This is a genomic window from Gilliamella sp. Gris3-2 (genome assembly GCF_001690345.1).
Classification (GTDB): domain Bacteria; phylum Pseudomonadota; class Gammaproteobacteria; order Enterobacterales; family Orbaceae; genus Gilliamella; species Gilliamella bombi.
In genome coordinates this window covers 1-12,248 of record NZ_LZHB01000037.1, presented here as the reverse complement: position 1 = coordinate 12,248, position 12,248 = coordinate 1, and the positions used below count along the sequence as shown (strand labels likewise).

Genomic DNA, 12,248 nt, shown 5'->3' with positions numbered 1-12,248 from the left:
AATGATTAAATATCAAGAAGTTGCAAAAAAAATCAAACAGATGATTTATCAAAAACAACTGTCCAAAGGCACTCAGCTTGCTAATATTGACGGGTTAATTACTCAATATCAGGTCAGTCGTAGTACAATTGTTAAAGCGCTTAATTGTCTTGAGCGGCAGGGCGTTATTTATCAAGTGCAAGGTAGTGGTATTTTTGTTCGTGAACGTAAAAAAAGAGGCTATCTCAATTTTTTGCAAAGTCATGGTTTTACTGTCGATCTAGAAGATGTTTATGGTTCTTCGACAGTACTTAATGTTGATATCATCAAGCCCAGTGCAAAAGTTAAAGAAAATCTACAATGTGATGATAACGAAGAAGTCTATTTTGTTAAAAGATTGCGCTATGTTGAAGATAAATTATATGGCTTAGAACAGTCATATTACCGTAAAAAGTTAATTTGTTATTTAAATAAAGAAATTGTAGAAAATTCAATTTTTAATTATATTCAAGAAAATTATAATATTAATATTGGTTTTTCTGATAAATATATGCAAGTAATAAAGCTTGATGCTGAAATGGCGCAATATTTAGGACTGCAAGCCGGTGAGCCAGCACTTTGTGTTGAAGAAATATTTTATACTTCATCAGGTGAACCATTTGATTTTTCAAAAATAATTTATCATTATGAGCATGCAAGATTTTGTATACAAAATCACTCAAAGTAAGTTTGAATGATGAATTATTAGGAAGATGAATAAGAAATCGATCATTCAACTTCCTTTAATTATTAGCGAATTTAACTATTAATAATTAAATTTCACCACCAACACCCTTAAACTTTTCAACCAATGCGGCGATCTTTTCAAAGACTCGGTTCTTTTTAATTAAATATTGGGGATTGAGTGGGCTCATTTTTGGTAAAATCTCGTTCAACTCTGTGCCGTTTTCGGTTGCATATTTTCGCTTTAATGATGATGCAATATAGCGTTTTGTTGCCGCTTCATTTAAATTTTCATCTTCAATTAAGGAATTAAGCTCTACCTGTAACTCTTGCTGTGCATACAAGAAAAACGCATCAATAATCGAGGCTTTATCTGGAATAGCATCAAGATCAGTTTGTTTTATAAACTCTACAACTAGCTCTTCTTTAGCTCGATTTTCTAAGCTTGATCGAATTAATCGCTTAGCATCTTCGACAATGTCCTGTTTGGTTTTTTCTTGTTTATTTTGTTCATAAATTAACTCAAGAATATAATCCAAATTGATCTCTTGCGATTTTAATAGATCAATTTCGAAAACCACATCATCCCAGTCAAATCTTTGCTGATCTTGTTGATTGGCTTCTTTTTCTCGGCGTAGCCAATCACGAATATCATTATAAGTTGAACGATAATTTTGAATTGTGCGGTCAGTCGGTAGTTTAACTGCTTGCATTTTTTGCAGATTTTCATCAGTCACATAATGTTTGTTTTTAAACGCTAAAACTGCCTGCGCATCGGTCACATCTAATTGTTGGAAATCCTTTAATGCAACAAATTCATCATAATTTTGTAATATATTGTCAGCACGTAAGTACTCACCAAATAATTTAACAAACTCTTTTTTATCTTTTTCTTTGATAATTTCATCAGGGCGTGGGAACTTTTCTTGTAACTCGGCAACGATGGCTAGATAGCCATTGTGGAAATTACCTGAATCTTTATCAGTAAACCCTTCCATGTATTCCTTAAAGCTTTTTTCTAACACTACTTCATGAGTATTACTTTTACCAAATGTTTTTATTGCATCAATGGTCGCTTGTTCTAAATCACGAAACGCCACAATATTACCAAAGGTTTTGGTGGCATTATAAATACGATTGGTGCGTGAAAAGGCTTGAATTAACCCATGATACCGCAGGTTTTTGTCAACAAATAAGGTATTAAGTGTTGGGGCATCAAAGCCAGTTAGGAACATGCCAACGACAATTAATAGATCGACTTCTTGATTTTTTACTTTTAAAGACAAATCGCGATAATAGTTTTGAAATTGATCGCTACTGACATCAAAGTTAGTTTTAAACATCTGATTATAATCTGATATCGCAGAAGCCAAAAACTCTTTAGCACTTTGATTTAAGGCATCAATTTCAAAACTTTCATCGGCAAAATTACCTTGTGCATCTTGTTCTTCATTAGCAGAATAAGAAAATATCGTGGCTATTTTTAACGGCTGATTTGCACCTTCTTGTAATTTTTTGAATGACTCATAATAGAGTTTAGCCGCATCGACACTACTCACTGCAAACATGGCATTGAACCCTTTACTTTTGCCCATTAATCGGTGGGTTTTTTGTTTAAAATTATTCAGAATATATTGTGTGATTTGCTCAATACGGTTTGGGTGGAGCAATGCTTTTTTATTTTCAGCAGCGCTGAGTTTTTCAAGATTTTGTTCTTGCTCTATCGATTTAAAATTAGGACGCACATCATTATAGTCAACTTTAAATTTTAGTACCTTTTCGTCACGAATTGCATCGGTTAATACATAAGCGTGCAGTTCACGACCAAAAACATCCGCTGTAGTTTGCGTTCCGATTGCGTTAGTATGCATAATCGGCGTACCAGTAAAACCAAATTGGTAATATTTTTTAAATTTACGCTTTAAGTTTTTTTGAGCTTCGCCAAACTGGGAGCGGTGTGCTTCGTCAAAAATAAATACAACGTGTTTATCATAGATCGCTAAGTTATCGTCGCTTTTGATCAAGTTATTAAGTTTTTGAATGGTAGTAACAATAATTTTATTATCGGTTTTCTCAATATTGCGCTTAAGCCCTGCGGTACTATTTGAACCATTCACACTATCTTTTGAAAATTTTTGATACTCTTTCATGGTTTGATAATCCAGATCTTTACGATCCACCACAAAAAAAACTTTATCAATAAATTCTAATTCGGTTGCAAGGCGTGCCGTTTTGAAACTGGTTAATGTTTTGCCAGAACCTGTTGTGTGCCAAATAAAGCCACCACTTTGTAAGCTACTCCACTTTTTGGCATGATAAGCGCTAATGATTTTCCATAATATGCGCTCGGTGGCGGCGATTTGGTAAGGGCGCATAATTAACAATGTGTCATTCACATCAAGCACCGAATAAGTCAATAACACATTTAACAGCGTTCGGCTAGCAAAAAAGGTTGCGGTAAAGTCTTTTAGATCTTTTATCGGCTCGTTTTTAACATTCGCCCAATTCATTGTAAAATCAAAGCTATTTTTGTCACGTTTAGTCGTGTTAGCAAAATAGCGCGTATCGGTACCATTTGATATAACAAACAGTTGTAAATATTTAAATAGTGAATTGTCTTGATTAAAGCTCTCTTTACTATAGCGATGCACTTGATTAAAGGCTTCACGAATAGCAATACCACGTTTTTTTAGTTCAACTTGAACAAGCGGCAAGCCATTAACTAAAATCGTCACATCATAACGATTTGCATAATTACCTGTTTGCTGAAATTGATGGATAACTTGTAATTTATTATTAGTAACCTCTTTTTTATCTAACAACTTGATATTTTGAATATGGCCGTCATCAAAAACAAAATCGTAAATATGATCGTGGTGGATTTTGCGACTTTTATCGATCATTGATTCATTGGGTTTATCCAAATACTCTAATACAAAACGTTGCCATTCATCATCCGTAAATTGCATTTTGTTTAGTGTTTGCAACTGCTCACGAATATTGGCTAATAACTTTTCATGTGTATTTAAATTCGGTAAGTATTCATAACCTTGTCGAGCTAAATCATGAATAAATTCATTTTCTAAATCCGTTTCAGTCTGATAAACAGCAGCCGATTCTTCAAGTTTGTTGTAGTTATCTAAAATAATATAGCTATTGGTTTCGGCGATGGGGGTTGTTCTAATTATCATAGTTATTCATCCATAATGTTTCAATTATGTTAAGTTTTAAAGATTCACTAAATTCATTCTCATTAATAATAGAATCGATTATTTCAAGTAGTAAATTATCGTTTATTTTTCCTTCAGCTAACCATACAACAATTTCTTCCATTTCTTGAATAAATTTTTTAACGCAGTATTGATAATTGTTTAATTCTAAAAAATAGGCAGCTAAAGCTAAACTAGAGCGCTTGTTACCATCATTAAATGGGTGAAATTTATTAACAGCATAAATTAAATGTTTGAGTTTTTCTTCAAATGAAGGGTAATAATCATCATTTTGAATATGCTCTAACGCACTATCAAGTAATCCTATTTCACGTTGTCCAGGCATTCCACCACTGTTATCTATGATCCAATCGTGTAATTTAATAGCATGTTTTATATCAAAATAAAATATGGATGGTTTCATCTATCTTTTAACCTTTTGAAAACGGCTAAAGTTTCAGGATCGGATAATCGCTCTTCTAGAGATTTACTTGTTTCTCCCAAAAACTTATCAAAGTCGCTTTGTGGTACGGATTGAATATAGGCTTCTAGTTTATTGTGCAAAGCATCTCGAAAACATAAATCGCGACTAGCCATTTTAGCTCTAGCATCATGTATATGTGGCACTAAATAAGGGTTTTTTGACGCACTTTCGATTAATTTATCCATTTCATCGGTTGTTAATTTTCGCTCAAGCTTTTCTGATGCCTGCTTCATTTCTATCGCTAGTCCATGCTCGAAACTCGCAATAGCATTAAGTACTTCAGCATACATAGTTTGCCTTACACAGTCTTTTTCTGTTAAGGTTAAAATCTTTTTATATTCAGCTGCATTTTCTAAAAAAACAATTTCGTATATTCTATTTGTGTATTTAGCATATTTCCATTTATTAGCATCTAAATAGAGGTTTAAAGCCTCTGTAAACTCTTTTCGATAGTTATACTCTTTGTAAGCTGATGGCAAATAGTCTTCATCGCGTTGATTAATGTATTTAGTATGTCCACCTGATTTTTGAACCATAACGTCAAGGACAATATCAAGGATTTTACTTCTAATTAATTTTGCTTTTTCGCTTTCTGTTACTAACATAGCGATATTAAGGACAGTTCTAAATGAAAATATACCTAAGGACGGGGCTCTTGATATGTCGACGACATTCATGTCGTCGACATACTCCTTGAATGATTTTAATTCTTTACCTTTTATTATTTTATAGCCATTTTTTATAAGCTCATCTTTATGGCTTTCTATATATCTGTCGATTGTTCGTTCATCAATAGTTAAAATTTGCGCTACTTGTGTTTTTGTAAAAAAAGTTTTATCGCACCAACAAATCCCACCTAGTGCAAGCGTTGATTCTATTTTTTCCAGTGCAAAGTTATTATTTAAAATATTTTGCCGGCTAATCGTAGAAGTCGTTAAATCTTTTGTCATTGTGTCTCCACGGAAAAGTTAAGTAATAAATTCCGATAATACTCATATTGTTTTTGACGTAATGCAATTTCACGCGGTAAACCTTCGGTGATTGAGTTGGTGAGTGCATCGAATTTATCTAGGATTTCGACGATACGGGTTTGTTCCTCGAGGGGGGGGATGGGGATTTTTAATTTTTCAATAATCGCTCGTGGTAGTCTAGGAATACTTGATCTTCTTACTTGAGATGAAATATATTCCTGTTTGTTTTTTAATACATAAAATAAATATCTATTTAATAAATTTCTGGAGCATTCAAAATAAAAACAGTCATCGGCAGCCCAAAATTTTTCCGAACTATAACCAATTTCTCCTGCTGCACCAGCGCTTATTATAAATGTTGTATTTTCTTGAGTATTAGCTTTTTCGTAATAACCCAAAGGAATTAAACTATTTTGGTAAACATGATAACCATTTTTTTGTGACAATTGGTTTCTAGTAACACGAATCCCTCTTTTTAAAGAAGCAAATTCATTTATTAATTTCCACTCAACCTCATCTTCTTTAAAGGCCAACAATTTATTCCGATAATAGTTGTATTGTTTTTTTCGTGTAGTAAGCTCTGCTGTGAGCTCTGCTGTGAGCTCTGCTGTGAGGGCTGAGAATGTGTCTAAAATACGGACTATTTCGGTTTGAATGTGTAGAGGGGGGATAGGGATTGTAATTTGAATCAAACTCGATTTTGTTAATTTTGCTCTATCACCGCCAGTTAAATATGGAATAAAATTCATATTGCGTAAATAATGGTATAAAAATCTATTATTTAATTCAGGCATGCTTTGGACAATGTGGACGTGGTTATTTGCCCAAAATTTTCCTGTTGCCCACTGGATTGAATAATTTTTAAGATTTGCAGAACCATCTTCAGCTATTAATACATACTCACCATTATGAGTGTAACCTTCAACATAATCTTGAATATTATTTGCACCATAATATGGTATTTTACCTTGAATACGTAAAGACGCTTTTACAGGTTTTCTTGTATTGTTTGCTATTTCTGCCACTTCCCCCAAAGCCTTCCACTCAACTGTAACATTATCAAGTAATTTCGCGATACTATTTTGCATATTTAGTCTATCATTCATTTTTTGCGGCTTTCCTGTTTCGCTTTTTTCTCTAATGCGTTTATAGTTTTAAGATATGAAACTTCCACTGGGGCTAGCGTTTTGGCTTTAAATTTTTTATATTCTAATTTGGCTTTGTTTTCTGCTTGATGATGAGAAATTGAACCAGAATTTTCAAGTAACTGGCGTCCTGTAGATGAAAGAATATTATCTAATTCTCGCACATAATCAACCATCCGCATTTCACGTTCTTCAATGGCATTCAGTTCAGCTAAATCAAAATAGGCCGAAACCAGATTATTGAGCACACGTAATTCTTGTTCAGTTAAATAGTTTTTGGCTACCATTGCTTCTGCTTGTGTCGGGCAGCTTCCTTTAAAGTGAGTTAACCCTGCAAAAGGTTTATTACTGTCAACTCTAAAATATATAATTTCACTAGCGGTATTGCCGTGTGCTGCATAGTGTAATTTATTTTGTACTATTTTGAAAAAATCGGCACTAGCTTTGGTGTTTGGATCATAATCAATCGCTGTGGCATATAAATCCAAAACTTGTCGATACATTACTTTTTCACTAGAGCGAATATCTCGGATACGATCAAGAAGTTCTTTCCAATAGCTGTTACCACCTAGGTTTTTTAAACGATCGTCATTTAACACAAAACCTTTTTTCAGGTACTCTTTAAGGATGCTTGTTGCCCAAGTGCGAAATTGTGTAGCTATTTTCGAGTTAATCCGATAACCAAGTGAAATAATCATGTCCAGATTGTAATATTCTAACTCTCTAGTGACATTCCGACTGCCTTCTTTTTGAACTGTTCGGATTTTCCGAACAGTTGCTTCGGGGAGTAATTCACCATCTGCATAAATATTTTTAATATGCTCGCTTAGTGTAGATTTTGCAGTTTGAAAAAGTTCAACAATTTGGCGTTGAGTTAACCAAATATTTTCATTTTCAAATCGTGCCTCAACACGAATTTGTTGGTTATTATCATGGTAAATAAGGATATTATCATTGCTCATGCTTCAATCTCTTTAATAATTTCATCTATATCAGCACGAAGTGTGTTTATTTTTTTTACCGTTTCGACAATGTTGGTATTTAATTGTGTGATATCAATCACTTCACGGGTATCTTCGGCTTCAACATACGAACTGACCGATAGATTATAATCATTTTCCGCAATGGTTTGATTATCGACTGATTTAGCAAAATATTCGATATCTTGCTTGCTAGCAAATACTTGCATAATTTCTTGAATATGTTCATTAGTGAGCACATTATTATTGGTCTCTTTTTTAAACAGTTTACTAGCATCAATAAATTGTGTTGTTTTGACGGTTTTATTTTTGGCAAGCACCAAAATATTAACCGCAATCGATGTGCCATAAAATAAGTTTGGTGCGAGCGAGATTACGGTTTCAACAAAATCATTATCAACCAAATATTTACGAATTTTTTGTTCCGCACCACCACGATAAAATATCCCCGGAAAGGTAACAATTGCCGCTCGCCCACACTCGGACAAATAACTTAGTGCATGCATAATAAAGGCAAAATCGGCTTTCGATTTTGGTGCCAGTACGCCAGCAGGTGCGTATCGGTCATCATTGATTAAGGTTGGATCATCACTACCAATCCATTTAATTGAATAAGGTGGATTAGAAACGATTGCATCAAATGGCTTTTCATCACCAAAATGTGGGTTAATTAGCGTGTCACCTAGTGCGATTTCGAATTTATTGTAATTGATATTATGTAAAAACATATTCATACGGGCAAGGTTATAGGTAGTATGGTTGATTTCTTGACCGAAGAATCCATCCTCAATAATATGATCCTCAAACTGTTTTTTAGCTTGTAACAATAAAGAGCCTGAGCCTGCCGCTGGATCATAGATCTTATTGACCTTTTTTTGATTATGTAAGGCTAATTGCGAGATCAGCTTGGACACATTCGGTGGCGTAAAAAACTCACCTCCTGATTTACCAGCATTCGAGGCATAATTAGAAATCAAATACTCATAAGCATCGCCAAACAGATCGATTTGATTGTCTGCAAAATCACCAAAATCCAGTTCAGCCACACCATTAAGTACTGCCGCTAACCGTTTGTTTTTATCGGCAACTGTATTACCTAATCGGTTACTGGTAGTATCAAAATCGGCAAATAATCCTTTAATATCGCTTTCTGAAGGGTAACCAATGGCTGAGCTTTCAATCGCATTAAAAATATTTGCCAAGTCAGTATTTAAACTTGGATTGGTATTAGCTTCAGCTACAATTTTACAAAATAATTGGCTAGGATAAATAAAATAGCCTTTGGTTTTTATTGCGTCTTTTTTAACTTCATCGTTAATGACATCGTCGGATAATGTGCTGTAATCGATACTCTCATCGCCACCTTCAATATAATTGGCAAAATTCTCACTAATAAAGCGATAAAACAAAGAACCAAGTACATACTGTTTAAAATCCCAACCATCGACAGCACCACGGACTTCGTCGGCAATTTTCCAAATTTGTCGTTGTAGTTGATCGCGTTGTTGCGTTTCGGTAATTGATTTAGCGTTACTAGATGTCATATTTTTCAAAATTCCTAAATAAAAAATAGGTGCTGCCTAATTAGAAAGTAACTAATTTTTATTTTCATATTAGTCATTTTATAGCTACCTGTTATAGGTGCTATAGCATAGCTGATTTGTTGTTATTTTTCCATCTGGGGTGTTTATTAAAAACTCAGCCAATGGGTATTTTGAACTTTAAGGTTGGGAAATCTTAAAAAATAACAAAGCAACAAAATCTAAAAACAAAACCCTTTTTTTAGCTATATTTTAAAAGTTAATAAAATCAATAAATTAAATTTATCTCTAAAAAAAGGGTTTTTAAAACCTAAATACCTATTTGCCTTTTTACATACTATATTGATAGTATATTAGCTTCTAGTTCACTGCCGTGTAGGCAGTTTAGAAATTGCTTGAAATCACCTGCTCTTTTTAGTTCTGGTTCACTGCCGTGTAGGCAGTTTAGAAAAATGGGGAAGTTGCAGCTTGCGATATTAGACCGTTCACTGCCGTGTAGGCAGTTTAGAAATCTTGTAAAGTATGTAAAAAAGCTTTTTCATCGTTCACTGCCGTGTAGGCAGTTTAGAAATTAGGCGTCGGTGCTACTGAATACGTTCCTATGTTCACTGCCGTGTAGGCAGTTTAGAAATGCCTGGCAAATCACCGTATAGCATTACTAAAGTTCACTGCCGTGTAGGCAGTTTAGAAAGACGATAGATTGCCTGATAATTTGAGTTTTAGGTTCACTGCCGTGTAGGCAGTTTAGAAATCGTAGGCGGGTGCGGTGTAGCACGGATTAGGGTTCACTGCCGTGTAGGCAGTTTAGAAATGATCAAGCAGACGAAACTTGGTTGATCCGACGTTCACTGCCGTGTAGGCAGTTTAGAAAAATAATCCGTTTGTGACTGGTTATCTTCTGCTCGTTCACTGCCGTGTAGGCAGTTTAGAAATTATTGGTTAGTTTTTTCCAGTCTGGTGTACCGTTCACTGCCGTGTAGGCAGTTTAGAAAGATACTACCGAGAGTGGCTGTTTTATCTGCATGTTCACTGCCGTGTAGGCAGTTTAGAAACATCAGGAACATAAATGCCTGTTTGGTGCTGTGTTCACTGCCGTGTAGGCAGTTTAGAAAAAAATACTCACACAATGCTTTCATTGTCTTTAGTTCACTGCCGTGTAGGCAGTTTAGAAAAATGTTTCGTAGCCCCCAAGTAAGTATTCTTTGTTCACTGCCGTGTAGGCAGTTTAGAAAAACGCTTAATGCCGTTTCGTCGTGATGAGCTGGTTCACTGCCGTGTAGGCAGTTTAGAAATCTTATCGATACGGGACAACTTCGGGCATCAAGTTCACTGCCGTGTAGGCAGTTTAGAAAACTAAAAATACGGAGAGGAAAATAACTACAAAGTTCACTGCCGTGTAGGCAGTTTAGAAAATTTTTAAAAAGCCCAGAACTTGTTTGTAATCGTTCACTGCCGTGTAGGCAGTTTAGAAACACAACACCCGCAATCCCGAAAAAAAAACTGGTTCACTGCCGTGTAGGCAGTTTAGAAAGCTACATGAGCGGTTTTATTGAACAAATTGAAGTTCACTGCCGTGTAGGCAGTTTAGAAAAGATGCCGATTCCAAAGCTTCATCATTAACATGTTCACTGCCGTGTAGGCAGTTTAGAAAGTCGACAATAAAAGGTTATTTACGGTTCAGACGTTCACTGCCGTGTAGGCAGTTTAGAAATATATAAAGATATGTCAGGGAGAGTTAGTGCTTCATGAAGTCTTTTTGTATTACAAACGGTTGAATGAATGGCCGTAATACGTTTATTCAAATTGATAATAATTTTCTTTATGATATTAACGCCATATCACTTGTTGGTGATACGGCGTTAATTTTATTTTATGAAAGTTTATTACAGTAGTTTAACTGACTATTTCCTATAACCAACAATTGATTCCTACACATCATATTAGTTGATTGATCATTATTTTGCCATTTTTGGGGTATCTATCTGCTTTACTAATGTAAAATCTATAGCTAATAATTTTTCTAATCGTGCAAGTATCCAATTATAACGATCTTTTAATGCATCTTCATGCCATTGTTGATTAAATGTTTTTTGATTAAAATCATCTAATACTTTTTGAGAAAGGCGAAATGCAGTCGTGTTATTAGTATGATTACCCTGATATACGATCATTTTGACATTGAAAGGATTATTACTAGCATCAATGTTTTTTTTACCGCTTAATAGTGTCAAATTAGCAATACTATGTAACCATCTGTTTTTTACTTCTTCCGTGATATGATTCCATTCTGCAATAGTCTTATATTTTTTAGGTAATATATGTTCAAGGTGCAAATCATTATTAAGTTTTAATAAAATAGGATTAGATTGATCGGTTAGATCATACTCAATTAAAATCAAAAGAGGTTTAATCCATGCTTCTTTATCAACCATATTAGAAGTTAGCTGAGATATCGCTAATTCATAAATCTTTTCGGAATTTAACTTATTTGAAAAGATTGCTTTTAAATAATTGATATGTTTTTTTTCTTTCAGTGCTTTAATGACATTAAAAGAAGTCTGCTTTACTTGGGATAATGTTTTTCCCGCAATCCAATATAAATAATAAAAGCGTCTTAGTTCAAAAACTAATTCATCAAAATCTTTATAATTTGTTGTAATGGCTGTCATTAATATCGCTTTCCAATAATTACTCCATCTCAAATATTGGAATGAATAAATATTTTTATCTTTTGAACAATATATTTTTTCGTAATAATTAATAACAAATTGTTTTAATGAGGCTATGACTTGATTAGGATCTTGATTTTCGAATAAGTTTTGTAGCTCTTCAGTGAATGATTTTTTTTGATTTGAGCCTAATAAATAATGTGCGTAAATAATAAACAAATCATTTAAACTTATATCGTCACATTGTTTAATGAGCTGCTCCATTTCACGCCAATCAGACATAAAACTATCTTCTTTTAATTTTGAAGTGGCTAAATCATCTTTATATTTTTTATAAAGCTTTTCTAATAAAAAACTTTTTATTAAGTCAGCAGAAGTTAAATCTAAACCTCTATTATTGAGCACCTGAAACAATTTAATAGCAAAATCACGACTGGTACAATCGATACGTATAATTTTAACTTGGTAAAACAAGTAATTAATTAACTCTCCAAGTTTATTTTCAGGTAAAGAATTTAATTTCTCTTTAAAAATTAGTGCGGTATTA

At 33.8% G+C, this 12,248-nt stretch carries 8 protein-coding genes and 1 CRISPR repeat array; of the genes, 1 reads left to right on the top strand and 7 read right to left on the bottom strand.

Annotated features, from left to right (window positions below; translation table 11 throughout):
• Nucleotide 1 precedes the first annotated feature (1 nt).
• Nucleotides 2-706, top strand: coding sequence for a GntR family transcriptional regulator (locus tag A9G32_RS05805; RefSeq protein ID WP_065589932.1), 705 nt, complete (start codon nucleotides 2-4; stop codon nucleotides 704-706).
• A gap of 85 nt (nucleotides 707-791) precedes the next feature.
• Here A9G32_RS05805 and A9G32_RS05800 read toward each other — a convergent pair whose 3' ends face one another.
• From A9G32_RS05800 to A9G32_RS05770, 7 genes are all read right to left on the bottom strand, one after another.
• Complete coding sequence (locus tag A9G32_RS05800) at nucleotides 792-3,893, bottom strand: type I restriction endonuclease subunit R (protein ID WP_065589931.1); 3,102 nt, start codon at nucleotides 3,891-3,893, stop codon at nucleotides 792-794.
• Nucleotides 3,883-4,335: a type II toxin-antitoxin system death-on-curing family toxin gene (locus A9G32_RS05795; protein ID WP_065589930.1), complete on the bottom strand. Its 453-nt coding sequence runs from the start codon at nucleotides 4,333-4,335 to the stop codon at nucleotides 3,883-3,885. Before A9G32_RS05795 ends, A9G32_RS05800 begins: the two co-directional genes overlap by 11 nt.
• Nucleotides 4,332-5,345, bottom strand: coding sequence for a DNA-binding protein (locus A9G32_RS05790; RefSeq protein ID WP_065589929.1), 1,014 nt, complete (start codon nucleotides 5,343-5,345; stop codon nucleotides 4,332-4,334). The genes A9G32_RS05795 and A9G32_RS05790 overlap by 4 nt, the downstream gene beginning before the upstream one ends.
• The gene (locus tag A9G32_RS05785) at nucleotides 5,342-6,472 is read right to left on the bottom strand and encodes a restriction endonuclease subunit S (protein ID WP_065589928.1); all 1,131 of its coding nucleotides are present in this window, start codon (nucleotides 6,470-6,472) and stop codon (nucleotides 5,342-5,344) included. Before A9G32_RS05785 ends, A9G32_RS05790 begins: the two co-directional genes overlap by 4 nt.
• Nucleotides 6,469-7,473 carry a virulence RhuM family protein gene (locus A9G32_RS05780; protein ID WP_065589927.1) on the bottom strand — a complete coding sequence of 335 codons (1,005 nt, stop codon included), beginning with the start codon at nucleotides 7,471-7,473 and terminating at the stop codon, nucleotides 6,469-6,471. The genes A9G32_RS05785 and A9G32_RS05780 overlap by 4 nt, the downstream gene beginning before the upstream one ends.
• Complete coding sequence (locus tag A9G32_RS05775) at nucleotides 7,470-9,035, bottom strand: type I restriction-modification system subunit M (RefSeq protein WP_218055854.1); 1,566 nt, start codon at nucleotides 9,033-9,035, stop codon at nucleotides 7,470-7,472. The genes A9G32_RS05780 and A9G32_RS05775 overlap by 4 nt, the downstream gene beginning before the upstream one ends.
• A 360-nt stretch (nucleotides 9,036-9,395) precedes the next feature.
• Nucleotides 9,396-10,743: direct repeats of the CRISPR family, unit length 28 nt; unit sequence GTTCACTGCCGTGTAGGCAGTTTAGAAA.
• Between the two features lie 244 nt (nucleotides 10,744-10,987).
• Nucleotides 10,988-12,248, bottom strand: a 1,261-nt coding sequence (locus tag A9G32_RS05770) for an HNH endonuclease family protein (RefSeq protein WP_065640655.1), incomplete at its 5' end; no start/stop codon positions are given.